This is a genomic window from Paenibacillus sp. RUD330 (genome assembly GCF_002243345.2).
Taxonomy (GTDB): domain Bacteria; phylum Bacillota; class Bacilli; order Paenibacillales; family Paenibacillaceae; genus Paenibacillus_O.
In genome coordinates, this window is record NZ_CP022655.2 from 4,329,362 (window position 1) to 4,351,514 (window position 22,153).

Below are 22,153 nucleotides of genomic sequence, written 5' to 3' on the forward strand. Positions count from 1 at the left end.
ATTGCCGCCCTCCGCGGGCGGGAGAGGAGCAAGAACCCAAGCCATGCCTACCATGAAATATGTGTTGTTCCGGCAGGGAGAGCAGCTCTCCATCGTCGAGATGCCCGCAACCCACGCCTACCAGCTGTCCGCCCTCAACCTCCGCCTCCACAAGGAGCTGGACAAGCTTACGGCCGCCAACGTTCCCAGCCTGCCGCATTGCATCGCCGAATTTTCCGAGCTCGAGCTGCATGACGGCTCGGTGCCGGTCCAGTCCGGCATCGACTATCTCAACGAGCTTGTGGAGAGCTTCCGCACCATCGAGGAGAAGGCCTATCCGATCAAGTCCTTGCGGACGGAGATGGTTGCGCTGCAAGCCCAGCTCGAGCAGTGGTACGAGGAAGAGTACGAGGACTAGGACGGAACGCTGCGGCGGATGACGCCGCCGGCTCGTCGGCAAGCTGGACCTGCACGCTCCGTCCGTCCCCCCCATATGCTATACGAACCATTCCTGGCAGAGGGGGGAAAATGCGATGCCGCAATGGCTGAGCAGCCAACTGATGCGCGCGTTCCAGCAAAAGGACCTCCGGCAGATCCGGCTCCTGAACGACTGCTGGTTCATTTATCGCACCAAAGAGCCGCGCGACGATTCCGCCACGACCGTCTGATTCCCAGGCTTCCCTTCTGCCCGTCCGGCAGGAGGGAAGCCTCTTTGTCTTTCCCTAGTCTGGAGGCCTGCTGCCAAGCCGATGGAAGCCGGAGCGGAGTTTCACGCTGCCGGCGCCCCATCAATGGAACCGTTCCATCACCGCCATGGACAAATAGCCGAACAAGGGACCCGCAGCCCGCAGGACATCTTGTTCGGCTTGGCCGGCTTCACGGACGGCAGCCGGGCTGCCGCCGATGCAGCTCCATGCGGCAACGGGACCAGGCCCGCCCAGCCGGACGATTATCCCGGAGAGCGCATCGTGAGGCCGACACGGCCTTTTTTCAAGTCCACGTTCAGCACCCATACCGTCACGACATCGCCGACCGCCACGACATCCATCGGATGCTTGACGAAGCGGTCGCTCATCTGGGAGATGTGGACAAGGCCGTCGTTCTTGATGCCGATGTCCACGAAGGCGCCGAAGTCGATGACGTTGCGCACCGTCCCCTGGAGCTCCATGCCGGCCTGCAGGTCCTCGATCGCGAGCACGTCCTTGGAGAAGACGGGCGCAGGCAGCTCCTCGCGTGGATCCCTTCCCGGACGCATCAGGCTGTCGATGATATCCTTCAGGGTCGGCTCGCCAACGCCGAGACGTCCGGCGAGCGAGGAAGCATCCGCCGCCGAGAGCCGCTCCCGCGCACGGTCCGTTCCGATGGCGTCCATGCTGATTCCGAGCTCCCGGAACAGTCCGGAGACGACGGAATAGGATTCGGGATGGATCGGGGTCCGGTCGAGCGGGTTGGCCGCTTCGGGAATGCGGATGAAGCCGATGCACTGCTCATACGTCTTGGCGCCCAGACGGGGCACCTTCTTGAGCTCTGCGCGCGATTCGAACCTGCCGGTCTCCTCGCGATGCTTCACGATGTTCTTGGCGGTCGTCGCATTGATTCCAGCCACATAAGACAAGAGAGATGCCGAAGCGGTATTGGCGTCCACTCCGACATGGTTGACGGCCGATTCCACGACGCCGCCGAGCGTCTCCCCGAGCCGTTTCTGGCTGACGTCATGCTGGTACTGGCCGACGCCGATCGCCTTCGGCTCGATCTTGACGAGCTCGGCCAGAGGATCCTGCAGGCGGCGGGCGATGGAGACCGCGCTGCGCTCCGCCACGTCAAGCGATGGAAACTCCTCCGCGGCAAGCTTGGAAGCCGAATAGACGCTTGCGCCGGCCTCGCTGACAATGATGTATTGGAGCGCCTCCGCGCCCTTCTTGCCTGCCGCGGCCCGGTTTTTGATGAGGCCGGCGATGAAGCTCTCGGTCTCTCTCGAGGCGGTGCCGTTGCCGATGACGATGAGAGTGACGCCGTATTTGTCGATCAGTCCGCCGATGATCCGTTCCGCATCCGCGACCTTGTTGTTCGGAGGAGTCGGGTAGGTGACGGCGACTTCAAGCAGCTTGCCGGTCTCGTCCACGACGGCCAGCTTGCAGCCGGTCCGATAGGCCGGATCGACGCCGAGCACCACGTATCCGGGAACCGGCGGCTGGAGCAGCAGATTCCGCAAATTGGCGGAGAAGATGCCGATCGCATGCTCTTCCGCCTTGTCCGTCAGCTCCGACCGGACTTCCCGCTCGATGGAAGGAGCGATCAGGCGCTTGTAGGCGTCCTCGATGGCGGCGACGAGCGCCTCCTTGACGCCGGGCGAGGTGCCCTGGCGCAGCGTGTGCCGGATCATGTAGTCGTGGATCCGATCGGCCTGAACCTCCAGGCTGACGCGGAGCACTTCTTCCCTTTCCCCGCGGTTGATGGCCAGGACGCGATGCGGAGGAAGCTTGCGCAGCGGCTCCCGATAGTCGTAGTACATCTCGTAGACGGATTCCTCGCCGGCTTGCCGAACGACGGTGCGAAGCGCTCCCTGGTCCATCGTGAACTTGCGCACCCATGCCCGTGTCCTCGCCTCGTCGGCCATCTCCTCCGCAATGATGTCCTGAGCTCCAGCGAGGGCATCGGCAGGCGTCTCGACGCCTTTGTCCGGATGGACGCAAGCCTCGGCTTGCTTCAGCGGATCTCCCTGACGGGGCTGCGACAGCAGCCACCGGGCAAGCGGCTCGAGTCCTCGCTCGCGCGCGACGGAAGCGCGCGTCTTGCGCTTTTGCCGGTAAGGACGGTACAGATCCTCCACTTCCTGCAGCTTCATGGAGGCAAGCACGGCCTTCTCCAGCTCCGGTGTCAGCTTCCTCTGCTCGCCGATGAGCCGAAGGACTTCCCGCTTGCGTTCTTCCAGGCTGCGGCGGTAATTCAGCTTCTCCTCGATGGAGCGCAGCTCGTTCTCGTCCAGCTCGCCGGTCATTTCCTTGCGGTAGCGGGCAATGAAAGGAATCGTGTTGCCTTCGTCGAGCAGCCCGACCGCCGCTTTCACCTTGCCGAGTGGAAGGCCGAGCTCCTGGGCGACGCCCTTCACGATGCGCTCCTGTTCGGCCGCCATCTCCTCCGGCGAAAGCGCAGCCCGCGCTTCCCCTTCTTGCCTTGCGTCCGTATCCGTGCCGATTCTATCCGCCAATCTGATTGCCGCCTTTCCATTGCTTGATAGGAATCAATAGCTGCCGAAGGAAATAAAAACCGCCCCTGCCGCGGAAACAGCCGGGCGGAAGGAAGCGGACAATCGCTCTCAGCCGATTCGTACATAAGGATTGTTCTGCATTTCATGCCCGATTGTCGTCGCCTGCCCGTGGCCGTTGTGGACCTTGACCTGCGGATCGAGGCGATAGAGCTTGGACCGGATGGAGTTGTACAGGTCCGCCTCGCGCCCGCCGGGCAGATCCGTGCGCCCGATCGATTGCCGGAACAGCACGTCGCCGGAAAACAGGTCCGAGCCGTGCAGGAAGCTGACGCTTCCGGGGCTATGGCCCGGAGTGTGCAGGACGCGGAAGCGGAATCCCGCCAGCTCCAGCTTCATGCCCTCGTCGAGGGCGTATTCGGCCGGGTCGGTCACGAGCGGCGGCGTCATATGGCTCCATCGCAGGGATCCGTTCTTCGCGGGATCGGTCAGCCAATCCGCCTCCAGATCATGGATGTAGACCGGGCATCCGAATGCCTTGCGAACCTCGTCCACGCCGCCCATATGGTCCAGATGGGCATGGGTCAGGAGGATCGCCTCCAGCTTGAAGCCTCCGCTGCGGATGCGCTCCACGAGGCGCTTCGGCTCCATGCCGGGATCGATGACGACCGCCTGGCCGCTCTCTTCGTTGATCAACAGATAACAGTTCGTCTGGATGGGGCCGAGCACGAACTTCTCGATCTTCATCGTGCCCATCAGATCGACGAGAACAGCTCGCGCAGCTCGCGAACGACTTCTTTTTGATAGGCGGCGTCCTCACCGTAGCGGCGCATGATCTCCTTGCGCGTCTCGGCCAGGTTATCCTGGTAATCAGGCGCTTCGCGGTCGGTGTTCTCCTGCTTGAACCGGACCATCGGCTCCTGGATGCGCGCGGGGCGCGGGCCCCATTGCCCGAGCACATGGCCGCCGGTGTCGGCGACGATGACGATCGGCACCGAGCGCCCTCCCATGGTGAGGAATTGATCCATCGTATCGAGATGCTCTTCCATGATCAGCACTTCGACGGGCACGCCGCTGTTCTCCAGCGCGCGAAGCACGGCCGGAACGTTGCGCACGACGTCGCCGCACCAATCCGCCATCAGGATCAGCACGCGCAGATCGTCTCGGTTGTTCAGCGATTCGAAAAACTCGCGGTCGTCCTCGCTTTCCCATTCGAAGCGGTCGTACCAGGATTCGAAAGCTTCCTTGTTTTTCGTCATGCCTTCACGGAACTGCTGCGGCGTGATTCCCTTCGACAGCTTGTCGGCTATTTGCTTGGCCATAGGTGGTCCACTCCTTGTCTCCTTGCCGCCGGCGGCGGCTTCGGGCTCATTTCCATCCATTGTACCAAAGGTCCGGACTGCGCCACAATCAGACCGTGCGGCCGCGGGAGCGCAAGTATTTGAACAGCACGTACATGATCAGCACCGCGGCGGCGACCAGAATGGCCGGCATCGTGTAAGGAGCCGCCTTGTCCTTGATCTGCTCCCAGTTGCTGCCCAGGCTGCGGCCGATGTAGACGAACAGGATCGACCACGGAAGCGAGGCGATCGCCGTCAGCAGCGTGAAGGTGGACAGCGGCATGCGGGCCATTCCCGCAGGAATGGAGATGACCTGGCGCATCACCGGAACGAAGCGGGCGGTGAACACCATGCCCGGACCGTAGCGCTGGAACCAGCCTTCGGCGATATCGATGTGCTTCGGCTTGATCTTGATGTATTTTCCGTATTTGTCCAGAAACGGACGTCCCCCGTACAAGCCGATCGCGTACAGGATCCATTGCTGCAGGATCGCGCCTATCGTCCCGCAAAGAACCGCTCCCCAGAAGGTCATGCTGCCTGTGGATACCATATAGCCGGCATAACCGAGCACGATTTCGCTCGGAATCACTTCCATGGCCAGACCCAGGATGATGCCGAAATACCCGAGCTTCTCTACGATGCCGAGCAAATAAGTGACGAGTTCGTGAAACAAGTGCATGCATTCCACTCCAATCTCATAATTCGGCGATGCTTTCGCCACCGGTGTTTGTCCCGGTAATTCTATCATAGGCTTCCCAAATGGTGCCATAGGACAAACGGTCATGGCGGCCCAATCGGATGCATAGAATATGCTGATGACATGGACAAGAAGGGGTGGACCGCAATGAACGCCATTATCGTAACGAGAAAACAGCTCCGGCTCGCGGCTCTCGCGCTCACGATCGCCATTCTTGCCGTCGCCTGCTGGAGGCTGTATCCGAGCGTTTCCGGCGAAGCGGCTTCGGCGACGGCAGCGGCGAATCCGCAAGTGTTCGAGATGGTCACCGGCGAGTTCAGAAGCCAGACGGCAGACGGCAAGGAAATCGAAGTGTACCAATGGAGCCCCAGCTTCCTCACGGTGAAGAAAGGCGAGCAGGTCACGCTGCGCATCACCGGCGTCAACGGCGCCAGCCACCCGTTCGTCATTGAAGGGCTCGGCGTAAAAGGAGAGGTCAAAAAAGGGGCGGTGACGGAAGTCAGCTTCACGCCGGAAAAAGCCGGCACCTACCCCATCATCTGCATGACCCACACGGACCTCAAGCACGGCGGACCGATGGTCGGATACATCCACGTCCAGTAGGCCGACCGTGGCCGGGCATGCTTGAAACGATTGGAAGGCCGAAAAAGCTGCGTTCCCTTTCGGGGGAAGCAGCTTTTTTTCATGAAGTCCGAAGGCGTATCGCCGCCCCAAGCCGGAACCGAAGCGGCAGCTGCAGCAAAGCGTCGGCCTGCACATCCTGCCTGCCCGAACATATATTGTGGGGAAAGGAGTGGGCTCGATGAACGGCATGCCGAGCAACAAGCATCAGCGTGAGCTCCCTACCGCCCGCAAAATCCGGCGCGCCTGCAGCAATGAGCTGTACCGGACCGCCAAGCGCCTGAAAGGGTACATTTCCAAGGAGCAGATGGAGCAGGCGGAAAAGCTGTACACGCGCAAGGTCTATCTCAATCTCGTGTTCGTCCACGAGAACCGCGACAACCGCAAAAAGCTGTGCGACTGGTGGGACGACAACGTCGCCGCCGAAATCGCCGAGCTGTGGCAGGCCGAACCGGAAAAGCTGAAGACGGCATTCCGCGATGCCTTTGGCGGCTGAAGCAGCATTCAAGCCGCGGCCCGAATGCTGCGGCGGCCCGCGCTGAAGAACGAGGCAACGGACTACGGAATGGCTGCCCGCGTTGAGGAACGAGGCAACGGACTACGGAATGGCTGCCCGCGCTGAGGAACGAGGCAACGGACTACGGAATGGCTGCCACCGGCATGCCGTCCAGCAGCTCCGCGAGCGAAGCGGCAGCAGCCGCAGCTTCCGGCATCATGCGGAAGCCGCGGCTATTCGCCGGCGTCCCGGGGAGCGGCGCCAGCCGGACAAGCTTTGCATAGTCCGCATACAGCCCGAGCGCCCGCCTGGCCGTGCCTCGGGCCAGCGCAGCCTTTCCTTGCCGGAGCTGCAGCCGCGCCAGCTCGAGCAGCAGCTCCGGCACGGCCGCCTGCCTGGACGCGTTCCACTTGTCCAGGCGCAGCGCCGCGCGCAGCCGCGCTTCCGCGCGCGGCGCATCCCCGAGCTCGGCATAAGCCATGCCGAGCTCCCACTGCAGCGGAGCGGACTGCGGCTCATAGCGCAGTCCGTCCGCCAGCAGCGCCGTCCTCCCGCGAGGCGGGAGGAGAGGCGCCAGGTCGAGGCGGACCCGGGTCCATGCCGGGTCCGCCTCGACCGCCGCGCGCAGCAGCGCGAAGCGCGCGGCGCCGGCCGCGCCGGAGGCGGCTTCGCGCAGCCGCGCGGCGCGGCCGGCTGGCTGGCGGCGGCCGCGGCCGCGAGCCAGCAGGCGAACAGCAGCAGCGCGGCACGGCGCGCGATGGCTGGCATTTTGCGCCGCCTGACAATCGGCGCCCCTCTCTCTTTTGCCGGCGTGGCAGAGACATGGCGCTCTCGCCGAACCTTTTCTCCCCCGTCTCCTCCCGCCTCCATCGAGACGCTTCCGGCAGCCAGGAAAACAAGGAACATCCAGAACAGCCCGTACGACATATCGATGTCCACCGCGGCATGCAGAAGCAGTACCGCAGGCGCTGCGGCTCCATCCTTTCTTCCCGAAGCGGCCAATGCCAGCAAGACGGCGGCGAACAGCAGCATCAGAAGCAGGCCTGCGGCTCCATGATCCACAAGCTGGTCGATGTAGCCGCTGTGGACTTCGCTTCCCGTATACGGGACCCGCTGCACCGAACGATAGAGGCTCCGCCAGGAGTCCCCTCCCGTCCCTAGAAAAGGAGCTTTCGCCGCGATGCTTAGAGCGTCCACGTAATACATCAGCCGCGATGCCCCCGTCTCATGCGAAGCGGCCGCCCGATGGACAGGACTCAACGGCAGCCACAGCAGCGCTGCCGCCAACAGGAAGCCTCCCGACGCAAGCAGCCTCCAAAGCAAAGGTTTCGTCGAAAGCCGGCTCCTCCAGCCTCGCTTCCCCCGGCTTGAAGCAGCTTTGATGGGGGATCCGGATCGTTTTTCAGCCGGAGGTTCGGAAATAGGATCGGACGCCTCCTCTCTCCGGCACCTGGAGACCAGCTGCAGCAGGAATAATGCGCCCACAGCCAGCACGGCCGGAGCAGCGGCCCAAGCCCACGTCTCGCTCAGCCTCGCTTCGGCGGAGGGCATGCCCCAAGCGGCTGGCCCGAGACGGTAGGCCATTCCCGTCAGCGCCGCTCCCCCGCCCAAAGTCCCGGCGGCCGACACCAGCCATCGCAGTCGGATGTTTCTTGGACATAACAGCAGCCCGAGCAGCAGCCCGGCTCCGGCAGCTGCCCATGAGCCGCGCGACTCCGTCAGCACCAGCACGGCAAAACAAGGAGCGGCGAGTAGCGCAGCGCTCCAGCGGAGCATGCGATTGCCGGCGGAGAGAAGCTTCCACTGAAATACAAGGAGCGCCGCCATGAAAGCACCGAGGGAATTGCTGTACTGCAGCCAGCCCGCCAGTCTCATGCCCGATGCGGACAGCCGTTCATCCGACGTGAACAACATATAATCGGTACCGCGAAGCCAGCCGAACCACGCGGCTGCAGAGACGGCCACAGCGGCGGCTGCGAACAGCTGAATGCCGCCCGCCAGGCTGCGGCTTCCGGCCGGACGAGCCCGCAGCAGCACGATCAGGGCGGCCAGCGCGCTCCAGCGGAGCGCTTCGTTCAGGCTGCCGCGCACCGAAACAGGCGAGAAGGCCAGTCCGACAACGCAAAGCGCCGACAACGCCGTTGCAAGGAGGCAGGCCGCCGTCAGCAGCCACTTCATCCTGCCCGCTCCCCGATTCGCCTCCGTCCGCCTCTCTTCCTGCGTTCCCCGCCTCATTCCTGCCCCGAGGAGACAAGCCGCCGCCAGGCAAAGCATCGTTTGCAGGCCGTAATAGCGCTCGTCGAAATACATTCCCGCCCGGCTCATCATCCAGACAAGCAGCGCTGCGCAAGCCGCTGCCGCCGCGACTCCGCGCAAGGCTGTCCCGTTCATCCGGATGCGCCAAGGCGTATTCCTGCCTCTTTTCCATGCAGGTGTCTCCTCCGATTCCTGCACGTTTTTTCCGGGTTCCAAATGCATGCGGCAGCCCCCCTTCTACTCCCATTGTTGCCGCTATCCCGGCCTCCATACTTATTTTCAGGTCATCTCCATCGACCCTCTCATTCAAAAAACAGCTGCGCTTGTCTATGGCCTTCTTCTCTGCCAAAACACAAAAAAAGCCTGCAGAGCAGGCTTTCGGATCAAAAAGATCGTCCCGGCCGCTGCAAGCGCAGCGGCCGGGACGATCTCGGGCGATTCCTATTCGATAGCCCCATCCTCCGAACCTTGCCGTCCGGCTCTGCGGGCCAAATAATATTGCTTCATCTGCTCATGGACGATGAAAGCGCGGAGCTGACGGGCCGCTTCGGGCTCCAGCGCTCCCAATCTCGCTCCATAGGATGGCGCGCCAGCGGCGTCCTGCCGCCACAACACCTCAAGCCGGCAATGAAGCTCGAATCCGAGGTCAAGGACGGCCTCCACTTCGCCGGAGCAGGGCAGATCGATCTCCTTCGACGCCCTGAATCCGACGCCCTCCAGGCTGATGTTGCATACCGTGATTTCGGCCAGCGCCGCCTTCTTGCGGCGAAGCTCGTCCTGCTGCTCCAGATGGGAAAGATCCTCCTCGTCCATCAGCTTCTCCAGCTTCTGCAGCAGCGCCTCGTCGAGCCCGTTGTGGCGGAGCTCATCCGACCATTGGAAGCGGAGCAGATCCGTGCGGGTCGGCTTGCGGTTCGCGCTCCGGTCTCCGACGAGCAGACGGCCGGCGCAGTTCACTTCGATCCGGGGATGGATCCTCTTCTCTTCCGGAAGCAGATAGCGCTCGTAAGGAAACAGCAAGGCGAGGGAACCGTCCCTGCGTCCGATCACCCGCGAAGGCATCCGGTACATCCCGGAAACCGACTCTACGGTGAGCCAGACGGATTTGCCCAGCAGAAACAGCTGGGGCTTGGCAACTCCGACCTCGATGAGGTCGCCCTCCATCAAGGTAAGCGTTCCTTCCTCGATTAAGCCGTCTTGCTCGACGATCGTCCGGCTGCCGAGCAGAAGCGAAGGGATCAATGTCTGCTCCAGCCAGGTGCTGTCGTCTCCAGACTGCTGACCCGACTCTACTTGAGGGGTCGGCGATGATTCCGGCATTTGCATCATGGAACATTCCTCCTGAGCCTGTAGGGTGCCTTGGCAAAAACTAAACTTCCCGGATTATGGTCAGATGCAGCTCGGTCCGCAGGTCGATGTCGTACGGTACGGACGGCTCCGAGCCGTCTGCTTCCTTGATGACGCGAAGAATCGGACGATGCACGGCGACCTGGAAGTTTTTGGAGACGACGCCGATCTGCCCCGTGTTCAGCTCCACCGTCGTGGAGACGGGATACATGGAAATATGATTGCAGAACAGCCGGACCAGATCAAGATCGAAGTAGGTGTTGCCGGAAGCGAATAAAAATTCGATCGCCTCGGAGGGCGTGTATCTTTTGCGGTATGGCCGTGACGCGGTCAGCGCATCGAACACATCGGCGATGCCGACGATCTGGGCGTAGATGTGGATCTCGTCTTTCTTGATCCCGCGGGGATAACCGCTCCCGTCATAACGTTCATGATGCTGAAGAGCGCAGTGCGCGGAGAGCAGGGAGACGTCATGCTGCTTGCGGAGAAGATCGAAGCCTTCCACGGTATGGTTCTCGACGATCTTCCGTTCCTCCGCCGTCAGAGGCCCCGGCTTCTGCAGCAGCGTCTTCGGTACGCGGGTCATGCCGATGTCGAACAGAAGCGCCCCGATGCCGAGCTCCTCGAGCTGGTTGCGGTTGAACCCTTTGGCGATGCCGATAATGCCCGCCAGCACGGCCACATTGATGGAATGCTGGAACAGATAGGAATCGTGGGTATGAATTTGTCCGAGCTCGACGAATACGTCCTCCCGGGTCAGGACATCGTTCATGATATCGCCGAAGACGGTTCGGAACGTCCTGCCCATCTCCGGAAGCGCGGCTCTGCCCCTCGCTTGCGGCTGGCTGATCTGGACCGTCATCAGCTTATGCATCGCTTCCGCCGCTTTGCGCCTGGTGCTGTCCCGGATCGTCTCGCTCGGCTCGATGCCCTCGGTAAGCGCATCCTCCACGAATATGATGTCGATGCCAAGCTCGGTCAATCGCTGGATATACCGGCTGCTGAGCTCCATGCCCGCTCCGAGCAGGATGTTGCCGTCCTCGCGAAAGATAGGCCTTGCGAGCTTTGCGCCCGGCTTTACGCTGCTAACTAGTACTTTTCTCATGACTTACGGCTCCGCTTTTAGAATATCATGCCTTCTTGCAGCTAAAATCGAACTTGCAGGAATTGGTTCTATTCTATCAGAATATTCGCGGTCGTGTCATGCCTTTAAGGGGGTCATCTGTCCCATAAGGGCGTCAAGCGAGCTTGCGGCCCACGATGCAATTGCGCCCGTTGTTCTTGGCCTCGTACAGAGCCGCATCCGCCTGCTCGAACAAATGCCGGATGTAGGCCGTGGATTCCCTCGCTTCCGAGGGAGTCTGGCGGCCCTCGACGGACAACACGCCGACACTGATCGTGATCGATATGGAAAGTCCCGATGTTCCCGTCACGATGCGGTTGCTCTCCACCGTCTCCTTGAGCCGTTCGGCCAGCTTCTCCGCCTGCTGCCGGTTCGTGTGGGGCAAGTAGATGGCGAATTCCTCCCCTCCATAGCGGGCCAGAAGATCGGATCTGCGCAGGATGCCCTTCACCGCCTCCGCCGTGCCGAACAGCACCTCATCCCCGATCAGATGGCCGTAGCTGTCGTTGATCTGCTTGAACAGGTCGATATCGAACATGATGACGGCGAAAGGAATATGGTAGCGGATGTTGGCCGCCATCTCATGCTCCAGCCGCTGCATCAGGAAGCGCCTGTTGTAGCAGCCGGTCAGGCTGTCGGTCGTCGCCATCTGCTCCAGCTTCAGGTTCGCCTTGAACAGCTCCTCCTGAATTTGGACGAGCTCCCTGTTGCGGAGCTGCAGCATCTCGTTCTGACGGTTCTTTTCTTCCACCAAATAGCGGATCTCCGTCACATCCTGCATGGAGATCACCCTGCCGAGAAGCTCTTTCGTCCCGGAGAGGATGGGGGAAGCGTCCAGAAGGACATGCCTCATGCCGACGGCATCCGGTCCTGGAATGGCCAGCTCCATCTGCACCCGCTCCGGTATGACGGATCCATATTTGGCCATGAAGGCTTCCGTATCCGCCGTGTTCGTACCGCATTCCCGAAGGAATGCCGCCAGATCGACCCGGTCCCCCGTCTTCGCCGGCAGATACGATTCCAGCGAGCGGTTGCATTCCAGCACCACGTCATGCGCATCGATGACGACCAGGCCGGCTGCAAGCGAATCCGAGATATCTTTCTGCGCGATCCGCACGATATCGAATACGCGGTAGCGTTGGATCGACATGGTGAAGTAGAGGGCCGAAAGAGCGAGACCAAGCGAGGTGATGCCGGGAATATCGGGGAAATAATCGTTGAACGCGACATTCACGAGAAGATCGGCCCAGCCGAAGGCGAGGAAGAGCAGCAGCCCTTTGAGCGCCATCCCCACCTGGCTGCGGTGCCTGGGAGTCACCCCCCGTCGCAGCGCTTTCACGATACAGATCATGGACAGAAGGCAGAGCAGGACAATCTCGGCGAACAGGATCCAGAAAATGGGGCCGTACTCCCTCTGCGACCATACGTCTCCGCTTGTCCGGACGAATATCCCCCTCGGATTGGCCAGTATGCCGATCACCGTCAGGGCGACGGGAATAGCCAGCGCTGCCGATGCCCGGCGGGTAAGCAGATACGATTGGCCTGTAAGGAAGAAGGTGAGCACGAGCCAGCCAGCTCCCTGCAGCGCAAGGGACGAGAAGGAAGCCGAAATGTAGAACAGCTGGAAATGGGGATTGTCCGTCGTCTTGGCTGCGAATTGGGTCAGCGGCCAGAGCATCATGCAGAAGTGGAAGAGCAAATATACCTTATGCAGTCGCGTCATAGGGTTATGGAGAAAGAGATAGAAAAATAGGCCAAGCATAAACACGAACAAACTGAAATCAGCCCATATCCATGATTCCAATTGCTTCACCCATTCGCTTAAAAATCCATTGTCTTCCATTATATCACAGGCGGCAGGGTCCGCCACCCTCAATTAAGCGCGACAGAGAGCCCTGTTTCGATAAAGGAACAGGGCTCTCTGAACATATCGATAATAGCAAAGAAAGGATCTACAGCGAAGGAAGCCTTCCCGCGGCCGCAAGCTCCCGTTCGAGAGCCGGATCCAGATTGAGGCTGTCCCGATAGCGGCGGTACTCCAGCAGCTTCTCCTTCTCGAGCCTGCCGCTTGGCGAGCCGTTTCTGCGGACCGCGCGGATCATCAGGTTTTTGGGCGTATGCTCGGGGTCGATGAACTCCAGCACCTGGGTCCGATAGCCTGCCGCTTCCAGCAGCGCCGTCCGGGCCGCATCCGTCGCCAGCGCCGCGAACCGTTCCTTCAGCAGGCCATGGCCCAGTAGCGGAGCCAGCTCCTCGCTGCGTATTTGGCCGAATGCCTCGTGCTGGCAGCATGGCACCGACAGGATGACGGAGGCGTCCCAGCCGACCGCCTTGGCCAGCGCCGCATCGGTAGCCGTGTCGCAGGCATGCAGCGTGACGACCATGTCCGCGGCCGACAGCTCGCCGAAGCGGCCGATGTCTCCCACCTGGAAGCGGAGCGACTCATAGCCGAGCCTGTCCGCAAGCGAGGAGCAGAAGGCGATGACATCCTCCTTGAGATCCAGCCCGATGACGGAAATGGAGCGCTTCTGCTCGATCGCGAGCAGATGGTACAAGGCAAAGGTGAGATAGGACTTGCCGCAGCCGAAGTCGACGATCTTCAGCTCCCGGCCTTCCGGCAGCTGGTCGGCCACATCGTTCACCATTTCAAGGAAACGGTTGATTTGGCGATATTTGTCCTGCTTGTCCGCCTTCACCCGGCCCTCGGCCGTCATGATGCCGAGCTCGACCAGGAACGGCGCCGGCGCTGAGCCTTCCAGCACCCGCTTCTTTGCGCGGTCATGGGAAGCAGGCCCGCCCTCCGGCGTCTTCGCGGTCGCCGGCTTTCGGAGCAGCGCCGCTTTGCCCTTCTTGCTCAGCAGAAGCTGAAGATCGGCCTCCGGCGTCTTGAAGACCGCCTGGCGGTAATGCTCCTTCATGAGCAGGACGATGCGCGCGGCTGCGGCCTCCGGGTCGAGATTCTCGTGAAGCACCTTGGTCTTGTGATGGCTCTCGAACTGGTAGCGGAAGCCCGACTTCAGCTTGACCGGCCGGACCACCGTTCGCGGCGCGGCCTCGTCCGTGATTTTGCGCAAACCGCTCATCGAAGCTTGCAGAAGCTCCCCACTCTCGGCGGCTTCGGCTATCGTCCGCTCCCAGGCGGCCGTTTCCTCTTGCTTGTTCATGTCATCCATAACTCCTTCTTCAATCGTTCCGCCAAGCGGGGCCCCGCTCCGGCGGCAGGCCGGCGCGGGGCCCCGTCCGGAGGATCCGAGCTGCTCATGCAATGGCTGTCAGAGCGCTTCTTGTCTCATGAAACGTCCGCCTATCCTATACGGTTTCCTTGAGAACCGTAAGAAGCTCAAGCCGGGTAACCCCTCCGGCAGCGAGCCGCTCATCGTCTTGAAGCAGCAGCCTGCGGTAAAACGCCTCGTTCTCTCCCGCCGCCAGCACCCCGTCCTCCTCGAGCTCGAACATCAGATCCTCGGCGCCGGCATAATTTCCCCGCTGTTCCATCCAGCGGGCTGCCAGCCGCTTCGTATCCGGGGGCAGCTCGTAGGAGGCAAGCGCCTCAAGCTGGCGTTCGGCTTCTTCGTCCGGATCCGCCGCGATCGCTTCCGCGCCCATCAGGGACAGCCTCATGAACAGATGGAGCGATTTGATCCTGAGCGCGAAGGCGGCGGATTCCTGTCCGAGCTCCAGCAGCAGGTCCGCTTCCTCGCGAAGCAGGACGGCAAGCACCTGCAGCTGGGCATGGTCCGGATTCCCGCTTCGCGACAGCATGGCGACGAGATCCTCGTCGGACAAGCTGCGCAGCAGGCGCGAGTTGAGCCGGAACTGCTTCTCCAGCAGCTCCTCGATCGCCTGGAGCGCCTCGGCATGCCTCATTTCTTTTTTGAGCCCAAGCACGGCCCCGGCTACCTCTCCGAGCTGCTCGATCATCCGCATGATATAATCCCGCTGGAACATGAATGTCTTCCTTCCCGCCGCCGGAACATCCAGCCTGGCTGTTTATTCGCTGGCCGGGAAGCTCTCCCGCATCCATTCTTCGATCGCTTCCGCCAGCTTCTCCGGAGCTTCCATCATCCCCATATGCCCGCTGTCTTCCAGTACGATCGTGCTGGAACGGCTCCCGCGCGCGGCGAACACCCGCTCCTGCGGAACGACGCCGTCCTTCGCTCCGGCGACGAGCAGCACGGGCAGCTCCGACTGCTCGACGACATGGCTGCGGTCGGAACGGACTTTCATGCCGAGCGCTACGGCGGCGGCGCTCTCCGCCGACGTGCCGTAGCCGATCTCCTTCGCCCGTTCCGCAAGCTCGGACTCGGCCCGCTCAGGCGCGAACAGCTTCGGTACAAGGCCGTCCACGAAAGGCTTGATGCCGTCCGCGCGCAATGCCGCAGCCGCCTTGTCGCGCCCGGCTTGCGCTTCGGCGCTGTCCGGCAGCGGCGTGGAGTGGACCAGCGCGAATCCTTTCAGGAGGACTGCATGCCTTTCGGCAAGGGCAAGCGCCGCGTAGCCTCCGAGCGAATGGCCCAGCACGACGGCCGGCCCGGCTTCCAGCGCGTCCAGGAGGGCGGCGACATCGTCCGCCAGCTCCTCCATGCCGAGCACCGCTTCCCGGGCTCCCGAAGAACCGCCGTGGCCGCGCAGATCCGGCGTCAGCACCCGGTATCTTTTTTCCAGAATCGGAAGCACCTTCTCCCAATAGGCGGAGCTTCCGCAGAAGCCATGCAGGAGAACAAGCACATCGTCCTGCCCCGCTGCGCCTCCATTGTCTCTATAGGCCAGCTCCGTGCCGTTGCTCAGCGTGAGCTTGCGGGTTGCAAGCGATCGGTCGGACATCTTCGATCATTCCTTTCCTTTGCCTGATAAGTTGAACTCGGTATTCGAACTCCGCTTCACCTGAATCCTTCCATCGTTCCGCCGGCTCATGCCCCTCAATGGTTCGTCTTGCCTGCAGCCGGCATCAGGAAGCGTCATTGTCCCTGCGGCTGCTGGCGGACCTGCTCGCGAAGCCGAACTGGCCGCCGCCCGTCCCGCCCTCCTCGGGCATGTCCGAGGAAGCCGCAGGCCAGGCAGCCGCAGCTGCGTCCGCGATTCCCTGCGCCATGCCGATTACGCGGTACAGGCTCGTCGTCTGGATGATCCAATAGGGCTTATGCCCCTGGGTATTGACGACAGCTGCGACGCTGTAGTCTCCTACCGGCGGCAGCTGCTGCCCGATGGCTTGTCCCGGCTGGAGCGGACCGCTGCGCACGAGATAAAGCCCCGTCGATTCCGAACGGCCGAGGCAAGCATCGATGGCGATGACGCATGCCGCCTCGCTGAGTGTCGCCAGGATCGGACCGACCTGCTCCGAATCGCATGGCTGCTCGAGCGTCCCCGTCACCCGGGGAAAGCCTTTTTCCCGCAGCATGGAACCGGCGAGCGGTCCCAGCGAGTCGCCCGTCGAACGGTCGCTTCCGATGCATAGAAAGACGACCTCGTCTCGCAGGGGATGTTTCCCGGCAACCGATTCAAAAAACGTTTCCAGACCCCGCCCGTCGACCCTTGCCCACTTGGCCGCGTCTTCCGGACGGATTTGCTTCAGTTCCCGCTTCATATCCGCGCCCCCATTTGCGCTGGCAGATTAGTTTGCTTCTATTGTAACGGAAGAGCAGGCTCCGTTCAATTTGCGGCGGGACGGCGCAGCATGGGAAGGCGATGGCTTTCATGGTACAATGGTGGAAAGCCATATATCCGCAGGAGGTTTTCCATGACTGACCTTAGCCAGCCGACCCAGGAAAATGTAGAATTCATGATCGAAGCCATCAAGACCAAGCTGAAGATGGCCACAGCGGCCGCCATGCAGGCCTCCAGCTTCGGACCGGGCTGTTATGAGGATATCCGGGAACTCTATGAAATCGTATCGTCCAAAACCAACTTCAGCATCAGCGAAGTGGAAGCTCTCGTCTCCGAGCTCGGCAAGCTCCGCGCTGCGCGCTGATCCCTGTCCGGGCCGCAAGGCTCCCGAGAGCAAAAAACACCCCCGCATGCATTCATGCGGGGGTGTTTGGCTTGTCGCCGTTTAGACGGCTTCCTTTTCCGGTGCGGCTTCGCTGGCGGCCGTTTCTTCGGCAGCCGCTTCCACGGAAAGCTTCACGTTGACGAGCTTCTGCTCGCCGCGGAGGAACTGCGCCAGCCGCTCGAGCTTGTCGGCGAGCTCCGGTCCCGTAAGGGATACGTTGAGCTGGTAGCCGAACTGGTCGGCCGGCAGCTTGACCTCGCGCGGCAGATAGGCGAATTCGCCCGCTCCCGCGTTGGAGCCTGCCAGCTGGTCCGGATAGAACTTGTCGGATTTGTTGACTACGCGCTCGTAAATGCGCAGCTTCTTAAGAAGCATGTAATATTGAGCGGAATGCTTGAAGCCCCAAGCTTCCCGGATATCTTTCAGCGTGTAATCCGTCTTCCAGCGCTTAAGTTTCTCAACTTGCTCATCGGATTCCAGCTTCAAAAATTCATCAAGCGGCATAATCGGCATCAAATTTTACCCCTCCAAATATCATGATGTGTCTCATTATCATTTATTAATTAACGAATATATATTAAAAAATACCATAGAAAATTGACTTACACAATTATTTTTTTGCTTGAATGAGTGAATTTTTATCTTATTATTCGCCATTATTGAACATATGCTTCTGCCCTTTCGAAAAAATGTTCACCTTTTCCAGACGATTCGACATCTTTCGCGCTCTCCCTTTTATTTTGGCGCATAAAAATAACGCAGAAAGGCTTGATGCCTTCCCGCGTTTTGTTGTGCCGCCATGTCCGTCGGCCTCCATATATTCCGCTCAGCCGTTGTCCTGCTGAAGCCCCGCAGCGGCGGCAAACCGCTTGAATGCCGCGATGCCCTCAGCCGTCCGCTTGTAGACGCCCGCATCCGTCAGCACCTGCAGGAACTTGTCTCCTGCGGAATCCAGAACCGCTTTCATAGCGGCTTCGCGATCCATCGCCTTGCCCCATGCATGCTGAAGCTCGGCGAACCAGCGTCCATGCGGAGCCATGGCGGCGCCGTCCGCTCCCGCTGCGACATCCTCCCATTGCAGGGATCCCGATAGGCAGCCCGCGATGATTTCCATCTCCGCCTTGAGCCGCCCGGGCAGCACGGCCAGCCCCATCACTTCGATCAGACCGATATTTTCCCTCTTCAGATGATGGAGATGGCGATGCGGGTGGAAAATGCCTTCGGGATGCTCCTCGCTGGTCCGGTTGTTGCGAAGCACGAGATCAAGCTCGTACACTCCGTCTTCCTTGCGCCTTGCCACCGGAGTAATCGTATTATGCGGAATGCGCGCTCCACCCGTCTCTGTATGGGCATGGATCTCCGCCTCCGGATCGCTGTACTCTCTCCAGGCGTCGAGCACATCCGATGCGGCTTCGGCGAGCAGCACCCGGTCCCGGCCCGCCAGCCGCAGCACGCTCATCGGCCACCGGACGATTCCATAGGAAATGTCCGGCCGGGACGGATGGGAGAAGCTCTCTTCCACGGGCGCCTCTTCCATCGGGAAGATATGCCGTCCTCCCTGGAAATGGTCATGGCTGAGGATCGAGCCTCCGACTATGGGAAGGTCCGCGTTGGAGCCGACGAAATAATGCGGAATCTGCTCCGCGAACTCCAGCAGCCTGCCGAAAGTGCGGTGCGTGATCGACATCGGGCTGTGCTCGGCCCGGAAGACGATGCAATGCTCCTTGTAGTACACATACGGAGAATATTGAAGGAACCAGGACTCGCCGCTCAGACGCATGGGCAGAATCCGGTGGTTCTGCCGGGCCGGATGGTCGGCTCTTCCGGCATAACCCATGTTCTCCTTGCACAGCAAGCACTTCGGATAGGCCGAAGGGGGCATGCTTCGGAGCATGGCGATCTCGGCGGGATCCTTCTCCGGCTTCGATAGGTTGACGGTCATCTCGAGCGGTCCGTAAGCCGTCGGATGGATCCAGTTCATATTGAGCGCGACGCGGTCGAGGCGGATGTAGTTGGCATCGATATTGAGCCGGTAGAACTCATCCGTCGCCTGCCGGATGCCGCGCTCCGCTGCCGCCGCCCGAAAGCGGGCATGCGTCTCGGACGGCCTCGGCATGAGCGATCCCATCAATCGAGCATCCAGCAAATCCCGCTCCGTAGCGCTGTCCCGGATCATGCCGGATGCGGCGGCATAGTCGAGAAGCGGCCGCAGCAGCTCCGGAGCCTCGGCTCCCGCCGCCGGCAAGCCCGCCGCCAGCCTGTCCCTGTCGGCGCCATTCGGCGCTTCCAGCAGCCCTTGCTCCCAGGTCGGAAGCTCTTCCGAGCCGGCCGCAGGTGCGTCCAGACCGAGCAGGTCCAGCAGCGAATTGCGTGCCGCGCCTGCGTCCAGCGGCTCCAGCATGCCCCTCTCCAGCGCGAAGGCGACCAGCCTATCGATTGCTTCCGAGACATCCTGCTCATGCGGAATAAGTGGAATTTCGTTCATGGAAATGCTCTCCTCTCGGGAATACGGCCTGTCTTGAAGGCCGTTTAGCTGTTGTAGCCTTGCGGCTTGGCCTGGTGCCACTGCCAAGCGCTGGCGATGATGTTCTCCAGATCGCTGCGATGCGGATTCCATCCGAGCTCACTGCGGGCCCTCTCGGAGGAAGCGACCAGCACGGCGGGATCGCCCGCTCGGCGCGGCTCGACGACCGCCGGAATATCGCGGCCCGTAATCCGCCGAGCGATCCCGATGACTTCCTTCACGGAGAAGCCGTGTCCGTTGCCGAGGTTGTAGACAGCGCTGTCCGCTCCTTGGCGCAGGCGCTTCACGGCGAGCATATGGGCGTCGGCCAGGTCGCTGACATGGATGTAATCGCGGATGCAGCTGCCGTCTGCCGTCGGGTAATCTTCGCCGAATACCGAGATATGAGTCCTCTGGCCCAGAGCCGTCTGGAGTACGATCGGGATCAGATGCGTCTCGGGATCGTGATCCTCCCCGATGCGCCCGCTTTCGTGAGCGCCTGCGGCATTGAAATACCGAAGGGATACGAACCGGAATCCGTGCGCCCGGTCGAACCAGCGGATCATTTTTTCCATCGCCAGCTTCGTTTCCCCGTACGCATTGGTCGGCTCCGTGCGGTCCAGCTCGGAGATCGGCACCTGCTCAGGCTCTCCGTAAGTCGCCGCCGTGCTGGAGAAGACGATCCGGCGCACGCCGGCGCGGTTCATCGCTTCAAGCAGGCACAGCGTTCCATAGACATTGTTATGGTAGTATTTGCCCGGGTCCTTCATGCTTTCCCCGACCAGGCTGCTCGCCGCAAAATGGATGACCGCGTCGATGGAGTTCTCGCCGAATACCCGGTCCAGGAACCCGGCATCCCGCAAATCCCCCTCGTACAGCTTCCCGCCGAGCACCGCCTCGCGGTGTCCCTGCTGCAGATTGTCGACTACGACAACCTCCTCGCCATTTTCCAGCAGCGCGGCTACTGCATGCGAACCGATATAACCGGCTCCTCCCGTTACCAGTACAGCCATGGTTCTCTCTCCTCTCGAAAGCTCGTCTATTGTGCTGCCTACTGAATCATACGACAAATTCCGCCGCTTGGGCATCCGGCTTGGGATGCTGGTTGTCCCGGGCCGCAAGCTTCATGCACGCATGGCAGCGATCAGACCGGAGCGTCCAGACGGCCGGCGCCGCCGCCGATCGAGCAGACGTAGAAGTCCGGGATCAGCCCTGTCTTCCTCCCATAGCTGTCCGCTACAGCGGCTTGGAAGCCGTCCACGCTGTCCTTGCGCACCAAGGAGACGGTGCAGCCGCCGAAGCCGGCGCCTGTCATCCGGGAGCCAAGCACGCCCGGCACCATGCGGGCCGCTTCCACCATGGCGTCAAGCTCCGGACCGGTCACTTCGTACAGATCCCGCAAGGAATCATGGGACGCGTTCATCAGCGCTCCGAATGCGTTCAGGTCGCCCTTCTCCAGAACGCGCACCGATTCCAGGACGCGGGCGATTTCTTCTACGACATGCTTCGCTCGCTTGCGGACCGTATCGCTCGCTATCCGTCCGGACTCCCGTTCCAGCTGCTCCGGGGTCAGCTGCCCCAGCAGCGTCAGGTCCGGGAAGGCGGAGCGGAGATCTTGCACAGCCTGATCGCATTCCGCCCGTCTTTCGTTGTATTTGGAATCGACGAGTCCGCGCCGCTTGTTCGTATTGCCGATGACGAGGACGCAGTCTCCCGAATCGAACGGGACATGCCGATGCTCCAGCGTATCGCACATCAGGAGGATCGCCTCGTTCTCGCGGCCGTTCGCCACCGCGAACTGGTCCATGATGCCGCACTGGACGCCGTTGAACTCGTTCTCGGATTTCTGGGCCAGCAGTGCAAGCTCCGTCCTGTCGATGTCATGCCCGCCTTCGGCCAGCAGCGCGTAGGCTGTCAGCACCTCGATGGAAGCGGAGGAGGAAAGGCCGGCACCGTTCGGAATCTCTCCGTTGTACAGCATGTCATAGCCGTGGGCGGGCCCTTTTCCGCGGTTCTGAAGCTCCTTGACGACTCCCTTCGGATAGTTCATCCAGTCGTCCTCCTCGCGGTAGGCGATGGAGTCCAGATCGATCTCTCCCGTCAGCGGGAAGTTGGCGGATGCCATCCGCAGCACCCGGTCCCCGCGGGGACGAAGCAGCAGCGTCGTGCCGAACGTCAGCGCCGCCGGGAACACATAACCCCCGTTGTAATCCGTATGCTCGCCGATCAGGTTGACTCGGCCCGGAGCGTAATAATACTGGATGTTTTGCCCGTTCTCTCCGAAAGCTTGCAGGAATTGCTGGTTCAGTTGAAGCAGATCCGCCATTTTGATCATCCTGTTCATAAGGAATTTTGGAGCCAGCTTCAGCTGTCGTCGGCCGCTCCTCTTGCTGTCATCTATAGGTCCAGTATATAGCTGCGGCAGCCGGCATGGTATGGCAGGATGTGCGGTTGTTATGGATTTTTGTGACACAAGCAGAACGACCTCGCCGACCAGACAGTCGGCGGCCGTTCGCGCAGAGAAGGAAAGACGGGATGGGTTCTGCTCATCCCTCTTTCCTGACAAGCAGAACGACCTCGCCGACCGGACAGTCGGC

21 protein-coding genes are annotated in these 22,153 nt (G+C 61.4%); 5 read left to right on the forward strand and 16 right to left on the reverse strand.

The features are described 5' to 3' along the window. Window positions 1-43 precede the first annotated feature (43 nt). Window positions 44-397, forward strand: coding sequence for a hydrolase/acyltransferase (locus tag CIC07_RS19895; RefSeq protein WP_076353586.1), 354 nt, complete (start codon window positions 44-46; stop codon window positions 395-397). Between the two features lie 115 nt (window positions 398-512). Then, on the forward strand, window positions 513-647 hold the full coding sequence (gene cmpA / locus CIC07_RS19900; RefSeq protein ID WP_094248199.1) for a cortex morphogenetic protein CmpA: 135 nt from the start codon (window positions 513-515) through the stop codon (window positions 645-647). Between the two features lie 281 nt (window positions 648-928). On the opposite strand, the gene CIC07_RS19905 is transcribed toward cmpA, so the two are convergent. The 4 genes from CIC07_RS19905 to uptA all read right to left on the reverse strand — a co-directional run bounded on the left by CIC07_RS19905 (window position 929) and on the right by uptA (window position 5,203). Continuing rightward, on the reverse strand, window positions 929-3,112 hold the full coding sequence (locus CIC07_RS19905; RefSeq protein ID WP_076356728.1) for a Tex family protein: 2,184 nt from the start codon (window positions 3,110-3,112) through the stop codon (window positions 929-931). Window positions 3,113-3,295: 183 nt separating this feature from the next. Continuing rightward, window positions 3,296-3,931 (reverse strand): MBL fold metallo-hydrolase, encoded by a 636-nt coding sequence (locus CIC07_RS19910; protein WP_076356726.1) that lies wholly within the window; start codon window positions 3,929-3,931, stop codon window positions 3,296-3,298. Between the two features lie 8 nt (window positions 3,932-3,939). Beyond that, window positions 3,940-4,506, reverse strand: a complete 567-nt coding sequence (locus CIC07_RS19915; RefSeq protein WP_076353584.1) for a thioredoxin family protein — start codon at window positions 4,504-4,506, stop codon at window positions 3,940-3,942. Between the two features lie 88 nt (window positions 4,507-4,594). Continuing rightward, on the reverse strand, window positions 4,595-5,203 hold the full coding sequence (uptA, locus tag CIC07_RS19920) for an undecaprenyl phosphate transporter UptA (protein WP_076353582.1): 609 nt from the start codon (window positions 5,201-5,203) through the stop codon (window positions 4,595-4,597). A 165-nt stretch (window positions 5,204-5,368) separates the two neighbouring features. On the opposite strand from uptA, the gene CIC07_RS19925 reads away from it, so the two are divergent. Both CIC07_RS19925 and CIC07_RS19930 read left to right on the forward strand, forming a co-directional pair. Further along, entirely contained in the window at window positions 5,369-5,824 is a 456-nt protein-coding gene (locus CIC07_RS19925; RefSeq protein ID WP_076353580.1) for a cupredoxin domain-containing protein, read from the forward strand. A gap of 199 nt (window positions 5,825-6,023) precedes the next feature. Then, window positions 6,024-6,338 carry a dehydrogenase gene (locus CIC07_RS19930; protein WP_076353578.1) on the forward strand — a complete coding sequence of 105 codons (315 nt, stop codon included), beginning with the start codon at window positions 6,024-6,026 and terminating at the stop codon, window positions 6,336-6,338. Window positions 6,339-6,554: 216 nt separating this feature from the next. Here CIC07_RS19930 and CIC07_RS19935 read toward each other — a convergent pair whose 3' ends face one another. The 8 genes from CIC07_RS19935 to yyaC all read right to left on the reverse strand — a co-directional run bounded on the left by CIC07_RS19935 (window position 6,555) and on the right by yyaC (window position 16,648). Further along, the gene (locus CIC07_RS19935) at window positions 6,555-8,816 is read right to left on the reverse strand and encodes an O-antigen ligase family protein (RefSeq protein WP_165895354.1); all 2,262 of its coding nucleotides are present in this window, start codon (window positions 8,814-8,816) and stop codon (window positions 6,555-6,557) included. A gap of 219 nt (window positions 8,817-9,035) precedes the next feature. Beyond that, complete coding sequence (locus CIC07_RS19940) at window positions 9,036-9,923, reverse strand: hypothetical protein (protein ID WP_076353574.1); 888 nt, start codon at window positions 9,921-9,923, stop codon at window positions 9,036-9,038. Window positions 9,924-9,963: 40 nt separating this feature from the next. Then, entirely contained in the window at window positions 9,964-11,046 is a 1,083-nt protein-coding gene (locus tag CIC07_RS19945) for an HD-GYP domain-containing protein (protein ID WP_076353572.1), read from the reverse strand. Between the two features lie 133 nt (window positions 11,047-11,179). Next, window positions 11,180-12,787: a histidine kinase N-terminal 7TM domain-containing diguanylate cyclase gene (locus CIC07_RS19950; protein ID WP_234992856.1), complete on the reverse strand. Its 1,608-nt coding sequence runs from the start codon at window positions 12,785-12,787 to the stop codon at window positions 11,180-11,182. Between the two features lie 229 nt (window positions 12,788-13,016). Beyond that, window positions 13,017-14,228, reverse strand: coding sequence for a class I SAM-dependent methyltransferase (locus tag CIC07_RS19955; protein ID WP_083687859.1), 1,212 nt, complete (start codon window positions 14,226-14,228; stop codon window positions 13,017-13,019). A gap of 145 nt (window positions 14,229-14,373) precedes the next feature. Next, the gene (locus CIC07_RS19960; RefSeq protein WP_076353570.1) at window positions 14,374-15,012 is read right to left on the reverse strand and encodes a DUF6483 family protein; all 639 of its coding nucleotides are present in this window, start codon (window positions 15,010-15,012) and stop codon (window positions 14,374-14,376) included. A gap of 42 nt (window positions 15,013-15,054) precedes the next feature. Next, window positions 15,055-15,888, reverse strand: a complete 834-nt coding sequence (locus tag CIC07_RS19965) for an alpha/beta fold hydrolase (protein WP_076353568.1) — start codon at window positions 15,886-15,888, stop codon at window positions 15,055-15,057. 124 nt (window positions 15,889-16,012) lie between these two features. Then, on the reverse strand, window positions 16,013-16,648 hold the full coding sequence (yyaC, locus tag CIC07_RS19970; RefSeq protein WP_076353566.1) for a spore protease YyaC: 636 nt from the start codon (window positions 16,646-16,648) through the stop codon (window positions 16,013-16,015). A gap of 153 nt (window positions 16,649-16,801) precedes the next feature. On the opposite strand from yyaC, the gene CIC07_RS19975 reads away from it, so the two are divergent. After that, the gene (locus CIC07_RS19975; RefSeq protein WP_076353564.1) at window positions 16,802-17,032 is read left to right on the forward strand and encodes a DUF1128 domain-containing protein; all 231 of its coding nucleotides are present in this window, start codon (window positions 16,802-16,804) and stop codon (window positions 17,030-17,032) included. An 81-nt stretch (window positions 17,033-17,113) separates the two neighbouring features. Here CIC07_RS19975 and CIC07_RS19980 read toward each other — a convergent pair whose 3' ends face one another. The 4 genes from CIC07_RS19980 to CIC07_RS19995 all read right to left on the reverse strand — a co-directional run bounded on the left by CIC07_RS19980 (window position 17,114) and on the right by CIC07_RS19995 (window position 21,882). Next, entirely contained in the window at window positions 17,114-17,566 is a 453-nt protein-coding gene (locus CIC07_RS19980; RefSeq protein WP_076353562.1) for a hypothetical protein, read from the reverse strand. Between the two features lie 313 nt (window positions 17,567-17,879). Then, a complete protein-coding gene (locus CIC07_RS19985; RefSeq protein ID WP_076353560.1) occupies window positions 17,880-19,538 on the reverse strand; it encodes a UDP-glucose--hexose-1-phosphate uridylyltransferase in 1,659 nt (552 codons plus the stop codon). A 44-nt stretch (window positions 19,539-19,582) separates the two neighbouring features. Then, on the reverse strand, window positions 19,583-20,569 hold the full coding sequence (galE, locus tag CIC07_RS19990; protein WP_076353558.1) for a UDP-glucose 4-epimerase GalE: 987 nt from the start codon (window positions 20,567-20,569) through the stop codon (window positions 19,583-19,585). Window positions 20,570-20,700: 131 nt separating this feature from the next. Next, window positions 20,701-21,882: a galactokinase gene (locus CIC07_RS19995; RefSeq protein ID WP_076353556.1), complete on the reverse strand. Its 1,182-nt coding sequence runs from the start codon at window positions 21,880-21,882 to the stop codon at window positions 20,701-20,703. Window positions 21,883-22,153: the final 271 nt, after the last annotated feature.